The 19907-nt window shown below is 61.9% G+C and carries 24 protein-coding genes; 19 read left to right on the top strand and 5 right to left on the bottom strand.

The annotated features are described in order from the left end of the window. Positions 1 to 17: 17 nt before the first annotated feature. The 12 genes from JT360_RS08455 to JT360_RS08510 all read left to right on the top strand — a co-directional run bounded on the left by JT360_RS08455 (position 18) and on the right by JT360_RS08510 (position 13190). Positions 18 to 1160: an ABC transporter substrate-binding protein gene (locus tag JT360_RS08455; RefSeq protein WP_214471034.1), complete on the top strand. Its 1143-nt coding sequence runs from the start codon at positions 18 to 20 to the stop codon at positions 1158 to 1160. Beyond that, entirely contained in the window at positions 1160 to 2011 is an 852-nt protein-coding gene (locus JT360_RS08460; RefSeq protein WP_214471036.1) for an IclR family transcriptional regulator, read from the top strand. Before JT360_RS08455 ends, JT360_RS08460 begins: the two co-directional genes overlap by 1 nt. Positions 2012 to 2038: 27 nt before the next feature. After that, entirely contained in the window at positions 2039 to 3070 is a 1032-nt protein-coding gene (locus JT360_RS08465; protein ID WP_214471038.1) for a sugar ABC transporter substrate-binding protein, read from the top strand. A gap of 132 nt (positions 3071 to 3202) precedes the next feature. Continuing rightward, the gene (locus JT360_RS08470; protein ID WP_214471040.1) at positions 3203 to 4186 is read left to right on the top strand and encodes an ABC transporter permease; all 984 of its coding nucleotides are present in this window, start codon (positions 3203 to 3205) and stop codon (positions 4184 to 4186) included. Next, the gene (locus JT360_RS08475; RefSeq protein WP_214471041.1) at positions 4176 to 5708 is read left to right on the top strand and encodes a sugar ABC transporter ATP-binding protein; all 1533 of its coding nucleotides are present in this window, start codon (positions 4176 to 4178) and stop codon (positions 5706 to 5708) included. The genes JT360_RS08470 and JT360_RS08475 overlap by 11 nt, the downstream gene beginning before the upstream one ends. 42 nt (positions 5709 to 5750) lie before the next feature. Next, the gene (locus tag JT360_RS08480; protein ID WP_214471042.1) at positions 5751 to 6746 is read left to right on the top strand and encodes an ABC transporter permease; all 996 of its coding nucleotides are present in this window, start codon (positions 5751 to 5753) and stop codon (positions 6744 to 6746) included. A 1-nt stretch (position 6747) separates the two neighbouring features. Then, a complete protein-coding gene (locus JT360_RS08485) occupies positions 6748 to 7533 on the top strand; it encodes an SDR family NAD(P)-dependent oxidoreductase (RefSeq protein ID WP_214471044.1) in 786 nt (261 codons plus the stop codon). 22 nt (positions 7534 to 7555) lie between these two features. Then, positions 7556 to 8761 carry a CaiB/BaiF CoA transferase family protein gene (locus JT360_RS08490; RefSeq protein WP_214471045.1) on the top strand — a complete coding sequence of 402 codons (1206 nt, stop codon included), beginning with the start codon at positions 7556 to 7558 and terminating at the stop codon, positions 8759 to 8761. Positions 8762 to 8763: 2 nt separating this feature from the next. Next, a complete protein-coding gene (locus JT360_RS08495) occupies positions 8764 to 9552 on the top strand; it encodes an enoyl-CoA hydratase/isomerase family protein (RefSeq protein ID WP_214471047.1) in 789 nt (262 codons plus the stop codon). Then, complete coding sequence (locus tag JT360_RS08500) at positions 9549 to 10565, top strand: hypothetical protein (protein ID WP_214471048.1); 1017 nt, start codon at positions 9549 to 9551, stop codon at positions 10563 to 10565. The genes JT360_RS08495 and JT360_RS08500 overlap by 4 nt, the downstream gene beginning before the upstream one ends. A gap of 14 nt (positions 10566 to 10579) precedes the next feature. Then, the gene (locus JT360_RS08505; RefSeq protein WP_214471049.1) at positions 10580 to 12349 is read left to right on the top strand and encodes a CoA-transferase; all 1770 of its coding nucleotides are present in this window, start codon (positions 10580 to 10582) and stop codon (positions 12347 to 12349) included. A gap of 7 nt (positions 12350 to 12356) precedes the next feature. After that, the gene (locus JT360_RS08510; protein ID WP_214471051.1) at positions 12357 to 13190 is read left to right on the top strand and encodes an SMP-30/gluconolactonase/LRE family protein; all 834 of its coding nucleotides are present in this window, start codon (positions 12357 to 12359) and stop codon (positions 13188 to 13190) included. 808 nt (positions 13191 to 13998) lie between these two features. Here the strand turns inward: JT360_RS08510 and JT360_RS08515 are convergent. Together JT360_RS08515 and JT360_RS08520 are read right to left on the bottom strand one after the other, a co-directional pair. Next, positions 13999 to 14382: a peptidylprolyl isomerase gene (locus tag JT360_RS08515; protein WP_214471053.1), complete on the bottom strand. Its 384-nt coding sequence runs from the start codon at positions 14380 to 14382 to the stop codon at positions 13999 to 14001. Continuing rightward, entirely contained in the window at positions 14379 to 15083 is a 705-nt protein-coding gene (locus JT360_RS08520; RefSeq protein ID WP_214471054.1) for a hypothetical protein, read from the bottom strand. Before JT360_RS08520 ends, JT360_RS08515 begins: the two co-directional genes overlap by 4 nt. Before the next feature lie 111 nt (positions 15084 to 15194). Here JT360_RS08520 and JT360_RS08525 point away from each other — a divergent pair, with 111 nt between their 5' ends. The 5 genes from JT360_RS08525 to JT360_RS08545 all read left to right on the top strand — a co-directional run bounded on the left by JT360_RS08525 (position 15195) and on the right by JT360_RS08545 (position 17416). Then, positions 15195 to 15398 carry a helix-turn-helix domain-containing protein gene (locus JT360_RS08525; RefSeq protein WP_502845461.1) on the top strand — a complete coding sequence of 68 codons (204 nt, stop codon included), beginning with the start codon at positions 15195 to 15197 and terminating at the stop codon, positions 15396 to 15398. Further along, positions 15395 to 15604, top strand: a complete 210-nt coding sequence (locus tag JT360_RS08530) for a hypothetical protein (RefSeq protein ID WP_214471058.1) — start codon at positions 15395 to 15397, stop codon at positions 15602 to 15604. The genes JT360_RS08525 and JT360_RS08530 overlap by 4 nt, the downstream gene beginning before the upstream one ends. A gap of 96 nt (positions 15605 to 15700) precedes the next feature. Beyond that, positions 15701 to 16009 (top strand): hypothetical protein, encoded by a 309-nt coding sequence (locus JT360_RS08535; RefSeq protein WP_214471060.1) that lies wholly within the window; start codon positions 15701 to 15703, stop codon positions 16007 to 16009. Between the two features lie 44 nt (positions 16010 to 16053). Further along, positions 16054 to 16854, top strand: coding sequence for a hypothetical protein (locus tag JT360_RS08540; RefSeq protein ID WP_214471061.1), 801 nt, complete (start codon positions 16054 to 16056; stop codon positions 16852 to 16854). 10 nt (positions 16855 to 16864) lie between these two features. Further along, positions 16865 to 17416, top strand: a complete 552-nt coding sequence (locus tag JT360_RS08545; protein ID WP_214471062.1) for a hypothetical protein — start codon at positions 16865 to 16867, stop codon at positions 17414 to 17416. Positions 17417 to 17476: 60 nt separating this feature from the next. Here JT360_RS08545 and JT360_RS08550 read toward each other — a convergent pair whose 3' ends face one another. The 3 genes from JT360_RS08550 to JT360_RS08560 all read right to left on the bottom strand — a co-directional run bounded on the left by JT360_RS08550 (position 17477) and on the right by JT360_RS08560 (position 19281). Next, complete coding sequence (locus tag JT360_RS08550) at positions 17477 to 17764, bottom strand: hypothetical protein (protein ID WP_214471063.1); 288 nt, start codon at positions 17762 to 17764, stop codon at positions 17477 to 17479. Positions 17765 to 17820: 56 nt separating this feature from the next. Further along, positions 17821 to 18309: a hypothetical protein gene (locus JT360_RS08555; RefSeq protein ID WP_214471064.1), complete on the bottom strand. Its 489-nt coding sequence runs from the start codon at positions 18307 to 18309 to the stop codon at positions 17821 to 17823. A 108-nt stretch (positions 18310 to 18417) separates the two neighbouring features. Next, the gene (locus JT360_RS08560) at positions 18418 to 19281 is read right to left on the bottom strand and encodes an ATP-dependent DNA ligase (RefSeq protein WP_214471066.1); all 864 of its coding nucleotides are present in this window, start codon (positions 19279 to 19281) and stop codon (positions 18418 to 18420) included. An 85-nt stretch (positions 19282 to 19366) separates the two neighbouring features. On the opposite strand from JT360_RS08560, the gene JT360_RS08565 reads away from it, so the two are divergent. Both JT360_RS08565 and JT360_RS08570 read left to right on the top strand, forming a co-directional pair. After that, positions 19367 to 19567: a hypothetical protein gene (locus JT360_RS08565; protein ID WP_214471067.1), complete on the top strand. Its 201-nt coding sequence runs from the start codon at positions 19367 to 19369 to the stop codon at positions 19565 to 19567. 67 nt (positions 19568 to 19634) lie between these two features. Further along, entirely contained in the window at positions 19635 to 19823 is a 189-nt protein-coding gene (locus tag JT360_RS08570; protein WP_214471068.1) for a hypothetical protein, read from the top strand. Positions 19824 to 19907 lie beyond the last annotated feature (84 nt).

The raw sequence follows: 19907 nt of genomic DNA on the forward strand, positions 1-19907 counted from the left end.
AGGGAGGAATATCTGAAATGACGCGGCTGCGCGGTCTTGCGTGGGATCATCGCCGTTGCTGGGGGCCCCTCGACGCCAGCGTGGCGCCATATCGCGCAGCCAATTCCGGCGTGGAAATCGAATGGGACCGCCGCAGCCTCCATGAATTCGGCGAAGGCGCGCTCGGCCCAATCCTCGGCACTTACGATCTGATCGTGTTCGACCACCCCTTCATCGGCGACATCGCGCAGGACGAGCTGATGGTGCCGTTCGACGCGTATCTGTCAGCGGAGCAGATCCGTTTCTTCGAAGGCGATTCAGTCGGCGCGTCCTGGCGCTCCTACACAAAGAATGGCCGTCAGTGGGCGCTGCCGATCGATGCCGCCTGCCAAGTCGCTTCCTATCGCCCGGATCTCTTGGAGCGCTACGGGCCGGTTCCGCGCACGCATGACGAGGTGATCGAACTCGGACGGCAGGCGCGCCGGGACGGCAAGTGGCTCGGCCTGCCTTCCGTACCGACGGATGCCATGTGCCTGCTTCTGACCCTCGGCCAGCCGCAGGAAGATGGCGAAGAATTCATTGCAAAGGGGAGGGTAGAGCGGGCGATCGCGCAATTGCGCGAACTGGCGAGCCTGTCGCATCCAAACTCATCGAAATGGAACCCGATCCGCTGCTACGATCACATGATCGAGCGTGACGACGTGGTCTATGTGCCGTTCGCCTTCGGTTATGTGAACTACGCCGCAAAAACCGACAGGCCCTATCTGCGCTTCGCTGACGTGCCGACCCCGAACTGCGCCGGCGCCCTGCTCGGCGGTGCCGGCATCGGCGTCAGCGCCCGGTCCAGGCACAAGCAGGCCGCGATCGACTACGCGCTATTCCTGTGCTCGCCCGAATACCAGCGCGGCGACTATGTGAAGTCGGGTGGACAGCCGGGATCCCTGGCGGCCTGGAAGGATGCCGGGGTCAACGATCTCTCCGGCGATTTCTTCAGCTCGACGCTGCGGACGATAGCCTCGTCTTATCTGCGCCCGACGCATCCTGGCTTCATCGCCTTCTTCCGCGAATGCGCACCGCATGCCGCCGCTGCTATCGCCGGCGACATATCGGCGGCCGAACTCGCTGACCACGTCAATCGCCTCTACCGCGAAACCAGGCAACCGGAACGGAGCGTCGCGTGATGACCGCCAGTGTTGCCGAAACACTCGACGAAGCCGAAGGCGGCCGCAGCGGCTATCGCGTGCCGGCAGTGGATAAGGCGCTCGATGTTCTGGAGTTCATGGCCGCCAGCGCCGAAATGCTGACCCAAACCGAGATCGCGGCCGGCCTCGGCCGCTCCATCCACGAAATCTATCGCATCCTGCTTCTCTTGGAGAAGCGTGGCTACATCTTCCGCACGCAGTCGGACCGCTTCCGGCTGTCGCTAAAACTGTTCGAGCTGGCGCATATGCATCCGCCGGTAAACCGGCTGGTCGAATGCGCGCTGCCGGTGATGCGCGAGCTGACCGCCAACGCCGATCAAAGCTGTCACCTCGTGGTGCGCGAAGGCCAGAACGCGCTGGTGGTGCTGCAGATCGATTCACCGCTGCCTATGCGCTACTCGGTTGCGCTGGGCTCGCATTTCCCGATCCTCGAGACCAGTTCGGGCGCTGTGCTGCTCGCCCATTCGAATCGCGCCGAACGCGACCGCATCGTTGAGCGGATCGTTGCTGCCGGTGAGGGACAGGGCGCGCGGGTCGAAATCGAAGCGCGGCTGAACGAGGTTGCGAGGCTCGGCTACGAGATGCGTGCCTCCTTGGCGGTTGAAGGCTGCACCAACATCTCGATGCCGGTGCGCGACCACACCGGCGCCGTCATCGCGGCGCTCACCGTTCCGCTGCTGCCGCAGAAGGCGGCGCGGTTCGACCGGCAAACGGTCTTCGAGCGCACCCGGACGGCCGCCGAGAAGATATCGGCGGCGCTTGGCTGGGGCGAATCCACTTCTTTGTTACGTGCCGACCCGGAGCGGGGGGATTACCCGTTCAGCGACTGACAAAAGCGATAATCTGGGAGAAGAAACATGAACTGGTCCAAATCAATCCTGTTCGCATCCGCCGCCGTGCTGGCGATGGGCGCGGCGACCGCGCATGCCGAGAACATGCCCAAGCGCATCGGCTACGTCACCAATTACGCCACCCATGAGTGGTATCAGAACGTCATCAAGGGCATGAAGGCTCACGGCAAGGAACTCGGCATCGAAGTCGAGGTCCAGGACGCCAATCTCGACATATCCAAGCAGGTCGCTGCGGCCGAAGACTTCATCGCCAAGGGGGTCGACGTGCTGATTATCACCCCGGTGAATGAAGAAGGCGTGGTGCCGCTGCTGCGCCAAGCCAAAGCTGCCGACATCCCCGTGGTGCTTGAAGGCAACCCGGTCAAGGGCATGACCACGATGGTGGCCATCTGCGACTACGACACCGGCTATTTCTCCGGCGTCGAAGCCGGCAAATACGCCAAGGAGAAACTTGGCGGCGTCGCCAAGGTGATGAATGTCGGCCTGCCGCTGCTTTCCGCCACGGTGCTGCGCTCGCACGGCTTCATGGATGGGTTGAAGACCATCATTCCCGACGCGGTGATGGTGCACGACCTCGACGGCGGCGGCAATCCGGATCGGGCGCTCGAAGTCTCTTCGGCGGCTCTGGCCAAGAATGCCGACATCAATATCATCTACGGCATCAACGATTCATCCTCGCTGGGTGGCCTGCAGGCCTGGAAGGCGGCCGGCAAGTCGCAGGACAATTTATTGACCGTAGGCACCGGCGGCGAAGGACTTGCCTTCATCAACGCCATGCAGAACGAGCCGTCCTACCGCATCGAAGCCGCGATGTTCCCGGAGAAGGAAGGCTTCACCGCCATCGACGCCGCGGTCAAGCTCTTCAACAATGAAGAAGTGCCGGAGCACATCGTCAGCCCGACCGCGCCGATGAACGGCGAGGACTGGAAGAAATACTACAACTATGACGGCACCGCGCGCACCATCAAATGGGATGCCGTCAACGCACTGCAGCCGCCGGCAAAGTGCATGAAGACCTCTGCCGACCTGAAGAAATAAGGCTGGCCGACATCGTCCTTCCCGCGTCGCGGGAAGGACGTGCGGTCAAAGGCTGTTGGCGGTTAGGCGGGGGGCGTCGGATCGACGCTTTGCGCGAGCGGCCCGGAATGGACTAACCCGGAATGGACTGAGATGAGCGAGCTTACACACGCCTCCGCGCCGAAGCGCTTTGTCGGCCGCCAGCTTCTGGGCAGCAGCCAACTCGTGCTGGGCGCCATCCTGGCCGCGCTGTGCATCGCCATCTCGATCGCGGCGCCGCAATTCTATTCGGAGGCCAACATCATCGCCATCTTGCGCCAGTGCGCGCTGGTGCTGATCGTCGCCTCGGGCATGACCATGCTCATCATCACCGCCGAGGTCGACCTCTCGGTCGGCGCCTCGCTCGCCTTTGTCGGATGCATCGGCATGGCGGTGCTTAATTCCACCCACAGCCTCTCGCTCGGAATGCTGGCGGCACTTGCCTTCGCCGGCGGCGTCGGCCTGTTCAACGGACTGGTCGTCACCCGGCTCAGGGTCAACTCGCTGATCGCTACCATCGGCACGATGATGATGCTGCAGGGCGGCGTCTATCTGTTCACGCGCGAGGCGGTGCAGAACCACAACCAGATGGCGAGCTTTACCGATCTCGGCGCCGGCTATGTCGGCGCGGTGCCGGTGCCCGTCATCCTGGCGGCGCTGATCTTCGTGGTCGCCTATATCACCTTGCGCTTCACCACGCTCGGCCGTTACCTCTACGCGGTCGGCGCCAATGACAAGGCGGTGCGCCTGTCCGGCCTGCGCTCGGAGCGGCTCAAGCTGTTCGCCTTCGTCGTCACCGGGCTCTGTGTCGGCGTTGCCGGCATGATCCTGTCGTCGCTGATGAATGCCGGCCAGCCGACCGCCGGGCGCGGCTTCGAACTGACCGTCATTGCCGCCGTCATCCTGGGCGGCACCAGCCTGCTCGGCGGGCGCGGCTCGCTGTTCGGCACCTTGCTCGGCGTGTTGGTGCTGAAGGTGATCGACAATGGTATCATCATCCTCGGCTGGAACCAGGACCTGCAGATGGTGGTGCCGGGTGTCGTCATCATCCTGGCCACCTATCTCGACATCATCCGGAACAGAGCCAATGTCCGTTGATTTCCTTCACCCCGAAAAAGGCGCGGCCATCGACACCAATGTGCCGGCGCTCGAACTGCGCGGCATCGACAAGCGCTTCCCGGGCGTCGTCGCGCTGGACAATGTCGACTTCATCCTGGAGCCCGGCAAGATCCATGCCTTGATGGGCGAGAACGGCGCCGGCAAGTCGACGCTGATCAAGATCATCGCCGGGGTCTACGGCAAGGATGCCGGCACAATCCGCATGCGCGGGCGCGAGGTCGACATCAAGTCGCCGCGCGACAGCTTGAAGGAAGGCATCAAGGTCGTGTTCCAGGAGATCGCACTGATCTCCGAATTCACCGTTGCCGAAAACATCTTCCTCGAAGGCTATCCGACCGGCAGAGCCGGCTCGATCGACTGGAAGAAGATCCGCGCCGATTCAGCCGCACTGTTCGACAGGATCGGCTTCAACGTCGATCCGTCGGCGCGCACGGGTTCGCTGCCGGTCAGCCAGCAGCAGATGGTCGAGATCGCCCGCGCGCTCGCCCATGAAGCCCGCGTCGTGGTGATGGACGAGCCGACATCCTCGCTCACGCCCAATGAAGTCTCGCTGCTGTTCACCGTCATCCGCAGGCTCGCGGCCCTCGGCATCGCAGTCGTCTATGTCAGCCACAAGCTCGACGAGGTGTTCGAGATCGCCGACACGGTGACGGTACTGCGCGACGGGCGCCACATCTCGACCAGGCCGATCGGCGAGCACACCAGCGACACGCTGATCCAGGACATGATCGGCCGGCGCATCGACAATCTGTTCCCGCGCAAGCGCGGCGCGGCGGGCAGCAAGATCGCGCTGTCGGTCGAGAAGCTCAGCACCGCAAAGAAACTCAACGACGTGTCGTTCGAGGCGCGCGCCGGCGAGGTTCTCGGCTTCTTCGGATTGATGGGCGCTGGCCGCACCGAACTTGCCAAGGCGATCGTCGGCTATGACCCGATCACAGCGGGTACGATCACCGTCGACGGCAGCCGGCTCGCCCCGCACGATACGCGCACCGGCGTCAAGCTCGGCATCGGCTTGCTCACCGAGGATCGCAAGAGCGAAGGGCTGATGGGCGAGCTGCCTGTGTACCAGAATGCAAGCCTCGCCTCGCTCGGAGCCTTCGCCCGCCTGGGGTTCGTCGACAAGGCCAGCGAGCACCGGGCGGTGCAGGACTATGTCGATCGCTTTCGCATCAAGACGCCCAGCCTGTTCCAGCAGGTGAAGAACCTGTCGGGCGGCAATCAGCAGAAGGTGCTGATCGCGCGCTGGCTGATGCGGGGTCTGAAGGTGATCGTCGTCGACGAGCCGACGCGCGGCATCGATGTCGGCGCCAAGTCGGAAATCTTCGCGCTGATCGACCGGCTCGCCGGCGAGGGTCTGGCGGTCATCATGATGACGTCCGAGATGCCGGAGCTGCTCGGCCTCGCCGACCGCATCGCAGTGATGTGCGAAGGGCGCCTGACCGCGATCATGTCGCGCGAGGAAGCCACGCAGGAGAAGATCCTCAATGCGGCGATCGGGTAGGACCATGGTGCTTCAGTCCCACATCCTTGAAGGGAGCAAGTGATGAGCCTTGCAGGCACGGCTTCCGCAAAAGCCCAGCCGTCGATGCTGGCGCGGCTCTTTGCCCGGCAGGAACTGGCGCTGCTGGTCTGCCTCCTCCTGGTGCTGGCGTTCTTCTCCGTCACGGTCGAGAACTTTTTCTCGGTGCGCAATTTGACCAACGTGCTTGGCCAGGCGTCGCTGCCGCTGATCGCCGGCATCGGCTGCGCCGTCGTCTTCATCTCAGGCGAGGTCGACATCTCGATCGGATCGCTGCTCGCCACCATCGCCCTGCCGCTGATCATCATCATGAACGACACCAACTCGCTGCTGCTCGGCATCAGTGGCGCGCTGCTGTTCGGACTGATCATCGGGCTGGTGAACGGCTATCTCACCGCCTATGCCGGCATCAACTCGCTGATCGTCACGCTGGGCACGATGTTCATCATGCGCGGCGGCGTCTATCTCTACACCGGCCAGCGCGCCATCCCCGACGATGCCAGCCTCGACAGCTTCATTGCACTGTCGGATGGCCGCCTGTTCAACGTACTGCCCTATTCGGCGGTCATCGCTATCGTGCTTCTTGCCGCCTTTGCCTACGTGATGCAGCACCGGCCTTTCGGACGTCAGATCTATGCCGTCGGAGGCAATCAGGAAGTGGCGCGGCTGGCGGGCTACGATGTGCGGCGTGTCAAGTTCATCTGCTTCATCATCAGCGCGCTGCTGGCGACGGTCGCCGGCATCATCCTGGCAGCGCGTGTCGGCTCGGCGCAGCACACGGCGGGGTTGAATTTCGAATTCCAGGTCGTGGCGGCGACGGTGCTCGGCGGGGTCAGCCTTGCCGGCGGCATCGGTAGCCTGACCGGCATGGCGCTCGGCGTGCTGATCCTGCAGTTCCTGTCCAACGGCCTGCGCGGACTTGGCCTGCCGACCGAATGGCAGCTGGTCATCACCGGCATGATCATCATCGCCGCGGTCGCCTTCGACGAGGCGAAACGCCGGCGCGCGAATGGAGGCTGACATGGCCCGTCTCGAAGGAAAAACCGCCATCATCACCGGTGCCGCCGACGGTATAGGCCACGCGATCGCGCAGGCGATGGCGCGCGAAGGCGCGCATGTCTTCCTGGGCGATATCGCCGACAGCGCCGGCGAGGCCTTCGCGGCCGAATTGCGCGCGGCCGGCCACGAGGCCGATTATGTGCATTGCGACGTCTCGCAAGAGGCTGACATCGCCGGCCTCATCGACAGCGCGGTCAAAAGGACCGGGCGCCTCGACGTCCTGGTCAACAACGCCGCCATCGCCATTGGCGGCATGCCGGTGCACGAGATGACCGACGAGCAGTGGCACCGGCTGATATCAGTCAACCTGACCAGCGTGTTTCGCGGCTGCAAATATGCGCTGCCGCACATGATCGCGCAGAAATCGGGCTCGATCATCAACATGGCCTCGGCACAGGGCCATATCGGCCTCGATGGCTGGACCGCCTATGCCGGCGCCAAGGGCGCGGTAATGGCGATGACGCGTCAGATGGCGGTCGAGTTCGGCCCGGTGAACATCCGCGTCAATTCGATCTCGCCGGGCACCATCAACACACCGATGAACGACAGGCTGGTCAAAGAGATCGGCGGCAACCTCGCTAAGGCTTGGGTGAAAATGCATCCGCTCGGCCGCATCGGCGAACCTTCCGAAGTGGCCGAGGCCGCCGTCTATCTTGCCTCCGATGCCGCCGGCTTCACCACCGGCACCGATCTGCGCGTCGATGGCGGGCTGACCGCAGCGCCGCGCTACGTCCCCGAACTGCTTTGAAAACGTTGAAACGAGATTTGAAATGAACAAGGCCCTCGAAGGCGTCCGCATCCTCGATTTCAGCCATCTGCTGCAAGGGCCGTTCGCCACGCAGCTGCTCGGCGACATGGGCGCCGACGTCATCAAGATCGAGCGTGCCGGCGCCGGCGACATGTTCCGGGGCATGACCTTCTTCGCCAAATGGGTGGGTGGCTCGGAGAGCCCGAACTTCTTGGCCTGGAACCGCAACAAGCGCTCGATCGCGCTCAACCTGAAGAGTCGCAAGGTGCATGCCATTATCATGGAGATGGCGAAAAGCGCCGACGTGGTGGTGCAGAATTTCCGCCCCGGCGTGCTGGCCAAGCTCGGCTACGGCTATGAGGACTTCAAGGCCGTCAATCCGCGCATCATCTATTGTTCTGGTTCCGGCTATGGCGAGGAAGGCCCCTATGTCGAACGCCCCGGCCAGGACATGCTGATCCAGGGTCTTGCCGGGCTGATCGCCAACACCGGTCGCGGTGACCAGGCCCCGGTTCCCGCCGGCGCCGGCCTTGCCGACCAGATCGGCGCCATGAACATGGTCTACGGCATCCTGTCGGCGCTCTATTACCGCGAGAAGAGCGGCAAGGGCCAGAAGATCGAGGTCAACCTGCTGGCCGGCCTGCTGGCGCATCTCAACCAGGAATATGTCGCCGTGCTCAACCTCGGCGAGGATTTCGTGCGGCCCAATTCCGGCATCGGCCATCCCGGCATGCAGGCGCCGTTCGGCATATACGAGACGAAGGACGGCGGTTACGTATCGATCGCCATGAGCCCTTTCAAGACACTGTACGAGGTCCTTCAGGCGCCGCAGCTTGCCGTCTACGACGACCTGAAAACCCTGTTCGACAAGCGCGACGAGGTGTTCGAGAAGGTCAATGCCGAGACCAGGAAATTCACCACGCAGGATCTTTTGGCACGGCTGCTGGCGGCCGACATCTGGTGCGCCGAGGTGAAGGATATCCGCCGCGCGGCGGAGGACCCGCAGGTCAAGCATATGGGCATGATCACCAGCTACGATCACCCGCGCGGGGGCAAGGTGCGAGTGGTGGCACCCGCGGTCAAGATGAGCGAGACGCCCGCAACCATCGAGCGGCCGGCCCCGCTGGTCGGCCAGCATGGCCGCGAAATCCTGGCCGAGTTCGGCCTGTCCAGGGACGAGATCGCCGCATTGGAAGCATCCGGCGACATGACCGTGGATGCGGCCTGACGATGACTGGCTACCAGACACTCACCGTCGAAATCTTGGGTCGCATCGCGGTCGTCACCTTCCACCGCGCCGACCAGCTCAACGCCATGAACCGGCTGATGCAAGGCGAGATCACCGAGGCCTTCGAGGCGCTGTCGGACGATGCTGATGTCGGGGCGATCGTGGTGACCGGTGAGGGGCGTGGCTTCATGGCCGGCGCCGACATCAAGGAATACGCCGCGCAGACCGGGCCTGAGTTCGACATTTTCCAGGCCGCCGGCACGCGCATGTACGCGGCGATCGAGAACAATCGCAAGCCGGTGATCGCGGCGGTCAACGGCTTCGCCCTGGGCGGCGGCATGGAACTGGTGCTGTGCTGCGACATCGTGATCGCCAACCAGTTCGCGAAACTCGGCCTGCCGGAAATCAAGCTCGGATTGATCCCTGGCGGCGGCGGCACACAGCGCAGCGTCGCCAAGCTCGGCCGCAATCGCGCCAATTTTCTGCTGATGACCGGCGCCATCGTGCCGGCCTCGGAATTCGTCGCTGCCGGCCTGGTTCACGAGATCGTCGATGTCGATCGGCTTATGCCCCGCGCCCTGGAACTCGCCGAAATGATCGCCGCCGAACCCGCCCCGGCTATCGAAGCGCTGAAGGCGTTGACGGCGCATGCCGTGTCCGGCGATCTGGCCGACGGCCTTGCCATGGAACGCGACACATTGGGTGAGCTCTACCGCGGCGAGATCGGCCAGCAGCGCGTCAAGGAATTCGCCCACAAGAGTACGACAAAGACAAGGACGGGCGCGCCGTGAACACGGGCGACGACTATCGCGGACTGGGCTGGGCGCATGGCGCGCTGACCGTCCAGCGTCTCGGCGCGATGCTGGCGCCGGTTACTTTCATCCTCGATGACGGTAGGCAGGTCTCGCCGATGCACATCGCGCCGTGGTCGAATGAACCTGCGGCGGAAGCGCTGCCGGGCATTCTGCGCAAGCTGCGCGGCGAATGGCCCTGCGTGCCCTTCGGCTATTCGGTGCCTGCTGAAGGGTGGCCCGAGAACTGGGCACGGGTGATGGGTTCGCCAGCAACCGACGAAGAAATTCATGGCCATGGCTCCAATCACGGGTGGACATGGCGTGCCAGTGACCGCGGGTCATTGTCGCTGATGCTAGCCTATCCCGAGGGAGGTCCGGTCGAGCGCATTGAACGGACAGTGCGGCCCGACCCGTCAGCGCCGGCCATCGACATCGTGTTGAAGATCGTCGTTCGCCGTGCCTGCCGCTTGCCGATCGGCCTGCATCCAGTATTCCGGCTGCCGTTCGAGACGGGTGCGGCCACGCTGCAATTCGGTGGCTTCGACGAGGGCCGCACCTACCCGCACGACGTCGAACCCGGCGCGGCGCTGTTTGCCCGGAACAAAACGTTCTTCGAACTGACAGCCGTGCCATCGCGTACAGGCGGAGTGGTCGATGCCTCGCGACTTCCTTTGGCTGCCGACACGGAGGAGCTGCTGCAGATCGAAGGCGTCGACGGTGTCGCGGCACTCGCCAACCATGAGGATGGGTACCGGATGCAACTGTCCTGGCAGAAGGAGCATTTCCCAAGCCTTCTGCTCTGGTACTCCAATCGCGGCCGCAAGGCCGCACCCTGGAATGGGCGTCATGTCGCCATTGGGATCGAGCCGATCTGCTCGCCATTCGGACTCGGCCCGGCGACCGCGCTGGCCGACAATCCCATCGCGCAATCCGGCATTGCGACGGCGCTGGAATTTTCGCCCGAAAAGCCGTTCGTGACCCGCTACCGCATCGAGGCAGCCGCGCTGTGACGAACCGTGCCGCAATGTCTCTGGTCAAGTCGAACCGGCCGCGCTTCACCGATATCAAGGGACTGGTGGCCATGGTCGGCCACGGCCACTCGTTTGGCGTCGGCGGCCATCATTTCGCCCGGCTGCCGATCGCATTGCTGCGTGCGATAGCCAAATCGAGCGTCAAGGACCTGCGCTATATCTGCTGGGCCGGCGGCTTGCCGCTTGAACTGCTGCTCGAAGCGGATGCGGTTGCGGAAATCGACCTCTGCTTTTCCAGCCTCGACATTTTTGGACTTCCGCCGCGTTTTCGCGCGGCCGCCGAGAGCGGTGCGATACCGGTTCGCGATTGGACGGCACTGGCCATGATCCAGGCGCTGCGGGCAGCACAGCAGAACCTGCCATCGATGCCGTTCCAACTTCCGGAGGGATCCGGCATGCTGGCGCGCGTTCCGGGCGCGCGCGCCGCGCCCGATCCCATTGATGGAGCCTCGACCGGGTTCATCCCGCCATTGCGGCTCGATACATTCGTCGTCCACTCGCAGCGCGCGGATGAAAGCGGTAACGTCCAGATCATCGGGCCGCGCGCGCTGGACTTCGCCATGGCGGGCGCGGCACGTCAGGTGCTGGTCACCGTCGAGGAAATCGTCCCTGTCGGGGCGCTGCGGCAGGACGGCCGTCAGAGCATCCTCACCCGCAACCAGGTTTCGGCCATTGCGCTGGCGCCGGGCGGCGCCTATCCGGCCTCGTGCCTGCCATTCTATGTCACGGACTACCAGGCATTGTCGGCGGCATTCACGGCCAGGGAAACGCCATTAGTGGACAGTCTGCGCCTGCCGTCCGAAGGCGTGCCGGAATTGCATCAAAAGGCTGCGAAGATTCGTGCTGGGACGATCCTCGCCACGCCAATGCTCGCGCACGCCGAAAAGAAAGCGTCGGTCGACGAGATCATTGCCGCGCGCATCGCTGCCGAACTCGACAATGAGAGCTTCGCCAGCGCCGGCGCGGTCTCGCCGCTGGCCAACGTCGCCTACCGGCTGGCCAAGGCGACGCATGCGCCGGACATGATCATCGCGACGATGAGTTGCGGCCATCTGGATATCGCGCCGAGCCCGATGATCCTGTCGCTGATCGAGAGCCTCGATTGCGAGACGGCGGCGGCATATGCCGGCGGCGACGACACCTACTCGACCTACTATCAGGCCGGAGCGGTGACGCACGAGATCGTCGGCGCGGCGCAGGTCGACCGGCGCGGCCGCGTCAACACAATCGCACTGCGCAAGCCAAGCGGCGGCCTGATCCGATTGTCCGGTCAGGGCGGCATGGCCGACGTCGCCAACATGCATCGCGACTATTTGCTCTACATTCCCCGTCATTCGGTGCAGTCGCTGGTGGATGATGTCGAGATCGTCAGTTCCGCCCGTGGGCTGCTGACGGCGGCCGAGCGTGGGCCGATGGGCTATCGTGCAGGCAAAGCGTTGGTCTTCACCGATCTCTGCGTGTTCCGGCTCGACGAGACTTCAAGGGATTTGGTCGTCATCGAAACCATTCCGGGCGTCACGCGGCAGCAGATCCGTGACGCCACCGGATTTGCGGTGACGTTCGACGCCGGTTGCGGGGAGGTTCCGCTGCCTTCCGACGATACGCTCGCCACCTTGCGAAACCGCATCGACCCGCTTGGTCTGCGTCGCCTGGAATTCGTCAGCGCCAAGGAACGCGGCGCGCTGATCGCCGAGATCCTCAAGGCCGACCGCGCCGCGGTCGAGCGCTGCATCGCCGCACAGGGATCGCTTGTCGGAAACTGAGGACTCCATGGCAAAGCCGTTGCTCGATATGTCCGCCGCGCGCGTCTTCTTCGACGGCATCTTCACCAGCCCGCGCGTCGCACATCCGGAGGGCGTGGCCGTCCACCAGGACGGTTCGATCTGGTGCGGCACCGAAACCGGCGACCTCCTGCGCCTGGCAGCCGACGGCGGCTCTGTCGAGCGCATGGGCGGCACGGATGGCTTTTTGCTCGGCATCGCTTTCGACAGCGCGGGCAACTGCTTTGCCTGCGACCTCCGGCATGCCGCGATCTTCCGCTGGGATGCCGCGACAGGTCACATGGAGCGCTTCGCGTCGTCCGGCATCCGCGTGCCGAACTATCCGGTCGTCGACGAAGCGAGAGGCTGGCTCTACGTGTCGGACAGTGTTGGCGAGGACAAGCGCTCGGGCATCTTCCGCTACGACCTCGAGACCGGCGAGGGCGGCCTGTGGTGCCGGGAAGCGATGTCGTTCGCCAATGGCATGGCCATGGCGCCAGATGGCAACGGCCTCTACGTCGTGGAAAGCGATGCGCCCTGCATCAGCCATGTGCCAATCCTTCCCGACGGCGCGGCAGGGCCGCGAAAGGTCATCGTCGAAGGCGTGCACAATGTTCCGGATGGCTTGGCCTTCGCGCCCGACGGCTCGCTGTTCATCTCGTGCTACGAGCCAAGCCGGATCTATCGCTGGCGGCAGGACCGAGGTCTCGAAGTGCTGATCGAGGATCCGGCGGCGACCACGCTGGCGCACCCCACCAACATCGCCTTCAAGGGCGACAAGCTCTACACCGCGAATCTTGGCCGTTGGCACATTACCGAGATCGATTTGACCTTGTCCGGTTGATAAACCGACGCACGTCGTCAAATGCTCATGGTGACCGGTGCAAATCCTATCGATCGAGCGCCGCCATATTGATCTTTCCAAGATGTCTTTGCAGCATGTCGAGTGTCGCGGCCTTGGACCGGAGAGAGGGCTTGCCTACATTGCACATGTCGCCGATATGGAGGGCTATGAGTTCGCCGAAGGTTTTCGGGCGCGCTATGCGGGATTGGTCGGCGCCTCACCACGATCGTTGGCGCTCGGCGTCGGTTGCCCAGCGCCGTGCGTTGTCTCGGCGCAGGAGGGTCTCGCTGACGTAGCGCCCTTCGCGACGGACTTGGCGTTCGTGTGCACTCGGCAGGTTCTAACGATTTGATGTAGAAGAAAAAATGCTGAAAAATCAAGACCATAGACTGGCTATTGCACCTATGATGGACTGGACGGACAACCTTGCAAACGTTGGGTTCCAGTGGTGATGTTGTAGGAAAAGTTGTAGTTTTGTCGGCATGAAAAAGCCCGCCACCGAGAGGCAGCGGGCGCTAGTTCGGGAGGAAATGCGGTCAAGGGGGCGTCCCCTTCGCCCCGTTGACGACGGTACGCCTCGCTTAACTGGATAATAAGCGCGCGCCGGTTGAAGCACTGCATATTCGAGTTGCGTGACTTTTCTGCCACAGAAATAAGAATGGCCCGCCACCGAAGCATCCGGGCCATTCCGAGTTATCCACTTATCAGCCTAGCGGCATCAGCAGATGAAGCACGGCAAGGAATGCCTTCCGCTTGTCGGGCGAGAGTTGCCTGAAAAGGCGTAGTACCTCGGTTTCGGTCTTCGCGGTCATAGCGACACCAGCACAGCCTGCGACTGGTGATCGTTCTCCCAGGTCACGGTTTCGCCGTCGCATTGATCGGGTTCGGCGTCGTGGCCGTCCTCATCGTCCGCGTTGTCTAGCTCCAGGTCGAGCACGTCACCGGGCGGGAGATTCGGCGCAGTGGCCAGGAACGATTGCCCGGTGCGATCTCCCCAGCCGAGCGATGGCTCATCGTCTCCGGTGCCCTCATCGTCGCTATAGTCAGCTTCCATGAGGTCGAGCGCCGTTATGAGGCTCATGGCGCGGTCCAGCAGGTCGTTCAGACGCTTCTCGACCGACTGGCGCCATTCGCGTGGGTTCATCCCCTTCGGCATGCCGTAGGGCTTCAGAACGGGCGTGTGCGCGTTCATGACTTCGCCCCTTGTGCAAGGCGCCTGATGTCGGCCGCGATCGACACGAAAGCCTCATTGTCTGGAAAATCCTCGAGGCTAAGCCTGTCCGATGCTCGGAGCTTGATCACCATCCCGTCGAGCGTGTGAGCCGGCGTTGCGAAAATTCGCTTGCCGACCTGCCCCACCTCGGCGAAGCGGGCATCGGAGGCGTCGTCTACAGCGTAGAGCCCGCCCTCGCGGTTTATCGCATCCACCTTCTCGGCATGGGCTTCCTTCAAGGCCTTCCAGGCGGATCTCTGCGCAGTGACCTCCTTGTTCCACGCTGTCCAGATGGTCGGGAGCTTGTTGTTCCACGTGTCTCCAATCGTCGCGGCTGCGAATGCCTCCATTACATCATCTGGCATGCGCGGCTCTTCCCATTCCGCAGGCTTTGGCGGGTAGAGCTTGGCGCATTTCCGATAGATCTTTTTCTCGACCTTGGAAGCCTGTTCCATCCTGGCTTGGGCTTCCTCCATTTCGCAGTCGAGCCGGAACAGTTCGGCGTCGGGATGCTCGGCAGGCGCGGCCGGAATGGTCGCGGCTAACGCTGCTGTGGCCGCCATGGCGGGAGCAGCGGCAAACGCGCCAAGCAATAGGCGGCGGGAAAATCTCCCAGTGATCGGCATTACCTCGGCGCCGGGCATAGCTTCGCCGGCCGCCGGAAACGTGAGTTTCGGCATGGTGATTTGCTCCTTGAGCATGTTTAGTAACGGGGTTACTATAGCCAAACGATCCGCTTCATATCAAGCTAAAAAGTAACAGGGTTACTAATGAACGCTGCGCAGTGCAAAATGGCGAGGGCGGCAATTGGCCTCGGCGTAAGGGAGTTGGCGACGAAAGCCGAAGTGTCACCCAACACAATTGCGCGTCTTGAGCGCGGCGAGGCGATGAGGGAAGGCACGGTTGAAGCCATCCGCCGCGCGCTCGAAGCTGCCGGCGTCGAGTTCATCCCCGAGAATGGCGGCGGCGCCGGGGTGAGGTTGAGGAAGCAATGACCTTCTGGATCAATCTGATCGGACTTGTCTCGACCGGCCTCGCTGCAGCTTTTTGGCTCGTGGCAGCATCGATCCGCGTCCCCGACAATATCGACACGTTCATCGGAGAGTTGCAGCGCGCGGGCCGGTGGAATGCTGCAGGCGGGATATCGGCCTGTGTGGGCTTCGCCTGTCAGGCGATCTTGTTCTGGACAAATCTAGCCTGAGATCGTCAAGCACTCTCTCTGGAGGACGGCTTGCGTTCGCGCTCGACTGGGGCGATGCTCGCGGCTGGGGCGATGCTCGCGGCTTGGGGGAGACAGATGATCATCGCGTTCGTCGCACTCGCGTCCGGTTTAAGCGTGACCGTCGATTCGGTGACGATCGACAATAGGCGTCACATCGCCAGCGCCATCGCTCGCGTAACAAACTCCGGAACGAACGCCTTTGACTCCGTTTTCATCAATTGCGCATTTATGAATTCCGCCGGAACGGCTGTAAAAGTAGGCGGCGCTCTCCTATCGAACTTAGCCCCTGGAGAGACGGCGTTTGGATCGGCGGACGTCGACATCTCGCTGGTAGCAGCGCCTGTAGCGAGCGCATCCTGCCGAATTGGTCTCACACAGCCCTAATCCTCTGGGCTGCATAAGATTCGAATGGATAGGAGCAAGCGTAAGTGTCAAAGCCCAAATTTACCAGAATGAGTCTCATCGAACGATGTGCTCTCACGTTCCAATCCTTCTTGTATCGAGATTTTGGGACGCGCTTCTATCAGGAGGATTTCCTCAACGGCATTGCCGCCAGGCGGCTTGAGATCGTCACGCGGGTTGGCAAGGGTGCAGCCCAAACGTTCTTGCTCGCCACGCTGCTCGCGTTTTTTGATCTAATCTCAGGCAGCAGTTTTTCCTATGGTGGTCTCACCGTTCAGATCACGAAAGATCTTGCGCCAATCATCGCTCTGTTGACTGCCGGCTCATTGCTCAACACGACATTTGCGATGATCGATGAGCAAATCATTTTTCGAATTTTGCTCAAGCTTGGCAGCCGCATAGACATTCAGAACTTCCCGCTTCTTCTGATCGATAAGATGGCACACAATCTATGGGGAGATGCTATCGTCCCGCGAGTCCATGGCGAGAAATCTGGTCGGGGCCAATCGATAGCGTTCATAATTTTGACCGTCGTTGTGCTGATAGTTGCTGCCTGCATGTTCCTCTATCCGGCGTTCATGATCGTCCGAGTTTTCGCAGACATTGTGAGTTCGGACGCTCGTTGGATTGCGAAGGCCATTTCGGCGCTTTCGGTGGCAATCACGGTCTGGACGGTGCTGCTAGGCGGAATGTTCTTGGTCAACTTTAAATTCTATCCGGCGGACTGGCACGAATCCACAAATGAGCCGACTGAGGAATTTGCGCAAAGGATGCGAAAAGAGATCGCGCAGAGCGATGCGGCGGTGGTGAACGAAACGCCTGAGTGAAGCCAACCCAATGAAGAGCAAGCCAAAGGTGTCGCTGCCCGAAGGCGAAACAGACCCTAACCTACTTTATAACGCCGTGGGCCGGGCGATCCACGCATGGGAAGCTATGGAGGAAGCGTTCGCCCGCCTGTTCGCAGCCTTCACAGGCCTTCCCGAGCAACCAGATGCGCTGATGGAATATGGCTCAGATAATCGGCGCTTTGTTGATCGGATGGCTGCTATTCGTGCGGCCGGCGAAAGGTACTTCTGCCTAAAGCCGAGCCAAGAGAATGAGGCTATCCTCCAAGACCTTCTAACGGCTGCCGCCGACCTCTCGATCAAACGACACCGCATTGCGCATGGCCACATAACAATGTGGACAGAATTCCAACTCCCGGAAGCCAAGGGCCCGTTCGAAGTCACCGGCCAGATTCTATATCGGTGGGGCGCTCCCTGGTACTCGACGGGGACACTCCGCACAAATCCTGTCGGGGTAAATGCGTCAACGATAGAGACCGATCAGAAGGCTTTCGAAAATCTACATAACCGCATCTTCAAATTCACTTCCGAGCTTCAATCATAGCGCGGTAGACGCGATCCGGCGGTCGAGAGGAACGGGAGCGGTTGCGGCAGAAGCCCCAGCCTAGCGCTTGCGGAACGTCGGCTTCCAGTCCTTCATGCGGGCCTGCTGGTGGCGTTCGTAATCAGGAATGCATGTGAAGAACACCGGCCGCCGATCGCGTCCAGCGGCCTCGCATGCCGAGCAGATGAACAGCCCGACAAGATCCTGGTGCATGGAACCGTGATCCGGCCCGAGGCGATCGATTAGCGCCTGGAGGTCAAGCCGGGTCGATCTGCCGCAAGCCGGATGCGAGCAAATCACATGCATCGTTTCGCGGGCAGCCAGGGTATCGGCGAGGGTTTTGGGCATGGCGATCTCCTGTGAAGGGTCGCCGCAACGGGAGGATTATATTCCCGATTTCGATGTCAATGACCAGCAGCTTTCAATTCCTTGGCGTGGGCGAGTTGTCTCATCAGTAATGTGAACTTATTTGCCAGTGCTGGTATTTGAGCGACCGTTCGCTCGACGAATTTCGCCGCCGGAGCGCAAGCCAGATACTCGCCTCGGAGATGGTCTGCCGCATCGCGCTCAGCGCTGGCGAGCATTCCCGGCTTGAATGAATCCTGAGAACGAGCTGTCTCCCTCAAGATTGAGCCCACATCGGGCTTCTCAGGAAAGCAAAACCTGTCGATCGCTTCGGAGTAAGCGTATGCCCTGATGAACGGCAGATCTGCGATCTCCCTGGTGAATCCGTCGATGAAGGCATCAGCGGTCCAGGGCTCGCGAACAATCACGACAGGCTTAGTCGTGTTGCGAACAGGCTCCTCCGTGTCTTCGAAAGCCATCGCCGCGTCAGCGGTGAACCCAATGGTCAGTACGTAGACAGCAATCGCCCGTTTCAACCGGATGTCCATGGGGCGCTCTTTATCGACCAATCTGCGCAAAAGAATGGCCGAAGCAGATCACTCCCTGCATTTCAGCTAAATTAGCTGCGGTAGTGGGGTCATAGATCTTCCGAGTCTCTATTGCTTGTCCCTGAAATCGAGCAACTTAGCGTGGCGCAGCTTCTCCTCGCCCTTCAGGAACCGCACGCGCCCGACGAGACCAGGCTTCAGCCATTCGGCCTTGTTGCTCTTGAGTCCTACAGGCGCCGGCCCGCCAACCTTGCCTTGCACGCGGTCCCACAGTCGCTGGCGCATGTCGGCCTTGAACGTGACGAAGGCGCCGCCTGCATAGCGGCCCTTGTCGGCCATCAGCACCATGGCCGGCTTGCCGGCCTCGCGCTGCACGCCGATGATGTCCATTTCCTTCTCCGCATAGCACTTGATCTTGCGCCAGTTCATCGTTGGACCGCTGCGATATAGGCTATCCCGACGCTTCGAAACTATGCCCTCCATCCCCGCCTTGTCGACCAAGTGATAGACGGCATCGCCGGTGCCAGGCATAGCTTTGCTGAACTGAATGCGGCCGACGGCTGGAATCATCTCCTGTAGGATCTCGCGCCGGTCTTCCACCGGCATGTTGCGCAAATCATGTCCGTTCAGGTGCAGGAGGTCGAATGCCACCAAGTACAGGTCGCGCGAGGGCTTGCGACTGGTGACGGCCGATTGCAGGGCGCGGAAATCGGCTAGGCCAGCCTCATTGACCTTGATCGCCTCGCCATCGATGATGAAGCTTTCCGCCTCGATCGCTTCCGCCTCTTCAGCGAGATGTCGGTACCGAGCAGTCCAGTCATAACCGTTCTTGGTGTAGAGGCGGATGCCGTCCTCATCCTTTATAACCTGCGTGCGGTAGCCATCGAATTTGAACTCATGAAGCCACTCATCGCCCTGCGGTGGCGTGTCGACCAATTCGGGCTCCATGGGCTTGATGAACTTCAGACGCATGCACTGACTCGCAATAGTGCGATTCAATTAGAGCGCGCTAAAATAGTTCCGGAACATTTTAGACGAATTGGGTGTTTTCACCGGCATGGCGACGATCGACATGGAAGACTGCGAAGCGGCCTTGCACCTGATCAGGATGGCGATCGAGGAGACATGTCCCGCCGGTGTTTTGCCCAGCCGGGAGGCAGTGCTCGGGCTCTACGGACCAGAACCTGTGCACGAGGCCGAAGCCTTGGCGAAGGCGATCATTGCAACGGTCGAGAAGCTGACCGGCGACCAAAACTAAATCTCCGAAGCTTCCTTTCGCGTCACTCGTGCGGCATGTTGGTACGATCAATCGAGGGACGGAGGTCATGGCCCGCGAAGTCGAGTTTCAGGACGATGATGTGGTGGTCACGTCGCGCAATCCGCTGAAAGGCACCTTGCTGCTGATCACGGATGACGATGATGAGGTCGAGCTGCAACTCGACAAGGAAACGGCCGAGGCACTGATGAGTGCGCTGGGAGCCTTTCTGATGGAAGGCGTGATCGGTCCACTATAGCCGCCAGCGGGCGTTCTTCGCCGCCGCGGCCAGGGCGTTCCGTGAGTTCGCTGTTCTCGCATTTTTCCCTCCACCCTTAAATTA

This window comes from Mesorhizobium sp. dw_380 (assembly GCF_018588885.1).
Taxonomy (GTDB): Bacteria; Pseudomonadota; Alphaproteobacteria; order Rhizobiales; family Rhizobiaceae; genus Mesorhizobium.

Excerpts from the sequence above, each read along its gene's own strand:
- JT360_RS08520 (WP_214471054.1), bottom strand. The coding sequence starts at position 15,083 with ATGCCGAAACTCACGTTTCCGGCGGCCGGCGAAGCTATGCCCGGCGCC.
- JT360_RS08485 (WP_214471044.1), top strand. The coding sequence starts at position 6,748 with ATGGCCCGTCTCGAAGGAAAAACCGCCATCATCACCGGTGCCGCCGAC.
- JT360_RS08530 (WP_214471058.1), top strand. The coding sequence starts at position 15,395 with ATGACCTTCTGGATCAATCTGATCGGACTTGTCTCGACCGGCCTCGCT.
- JT360_RS08465 (WP_214471038.1), top strand. The coding sequence starts at position 2,039 with ATGAACTGGTCCAAATCAATCCTGTTCGCATCCGCCGCCGTGCTGGCG.
- JT360_RS08545 (WP_214471062.1), top strand. The coding sequence starts at position 16,865 with ATGAAGAGCAAGCCAAAGGTGTCGCTGCCCGAAGGCGAAACAGACCCT.
- JT360_RS08550 (WP_214471063.1), bottom strand. The coding sequence starts at position 17,764 with ATGCCCAAAACCCTCGCCGATACCCTGGCTGCCCGCGAAACGATGCAT.
- JT360_RS08495 (WP_214471047.1), top strand. The coding sequence starts at position 8,764 with ATGACTGGCTACCAGACACTCACCGTCGAAATCTTGGGTCGCATCGCG.
- JT360_RS08535 (WP_214471060.1), top strand. The coding sequence starts at position 15,701 with ATGATCATCGCGTTCGTCGCACTCGCGTCCGGTTTAAGCGTGACCGTC.
- JT360_RS08525 (WP_502845461.1), top strand. The coding sequence starts at position 15,195 with ATGGCGAGGGCGGCAATTGGCCTCGGCGTAAGGGAGTTGGCGACGAAA.
- JT360_RS08510 (WP_214471051.1), top strand. The coding sequence starts at position 12,357 with ATGGCAAAGCCGTTGCTCGATATGTCCGCCGCGCGCGTCTTCTTCGAC.
- JT360_RS08460 (WP_214471036.1), top strand. The coding sequence starts at position 1,160 with ATGACCGCCAGTGTTGCCGAAACACTCGACGAAGCCGAAGGCGGCCGC.
- JT360_RS08560 (WP_214471066.1), bottom strand. The coding sequence starts at position 19,281 with ATGCGTCTGAAGTTCATCAAGCCCATGGAGCCCGAATTGGTCGACACG.
- JT360_RS08555 (WP_214471064.1), bottom strand. The coding sequence starts at position 18,309 with ATGGACATCCGGTTGAAACGGGCGATTGCTGTCTACGTACTGACCATT.
- JT360_RS08490 (WP_214471045.1), top strand. The coding sequence starts at position 7,556 with ATGAACAAGGCCCTCGAAGGCGTCCGCATCCTCGATTTCAGCCATCTG.
- JT360_RS08475 (WP_214471041.1), top strand. The coding sequence starts at position 4,176 with ATGTCCGTTGATTTCCTTCACCCCGAAAAAGGCGCGGCCATCGACACC.
- JT360_RS08455 (WP_214471034.1), top strand. The coding sequence starts at position 18 with ATGACGCGGCTGCGCGGTCTTGCGTGGGATCATCGCCGTTGCTGGGGG.
- JT360_RS08570 (WP_214471068.1), top strand. The coding sequence starts at position 19,635 with ATGGCCCGCGAAGTCGAGTTTCAGGACGATGATGTGGTGGTCACGTCG.
- JT360_RS08565 (WP_214471067.1), top strand. The coding sequence starts at position 19,367 with ATGGCGACGATCGACATGGAAGACTGCGAAGCGGCCTTGCACCTGATC.
- JT360_RS08515 (WP_214471053.1), bottom strand. The coding sequence starts at position 14,382 with ATGAACGCGCACACGCCCGTTCTGAAGCCCTACGGCATGCCGAAGGGG.
- JT360_RS08480 (WP_214471042.1), top strand. The coding sequence starts at position 5,751 with ATGAGCCTTGCAGGCACGGCTTCCGCAAAAGCCCAGCCGTCGATGCTG.
- JT360_RS08470 (WP_214471040.1), top strand. The coding sequence starts at position 3,203 with ATGAGCGAGCTTACACACGCCTCCGCGCCGAAGCGCTTTGTCGGCCGC.
- JT360_RS08505 (WP_214471049.1), top strand. The coding sequence starts at position 10,580 with ATGTCTCTGGTCAAGTCGAACCGGCCGCGCTTCACCGATATCAAGGGA.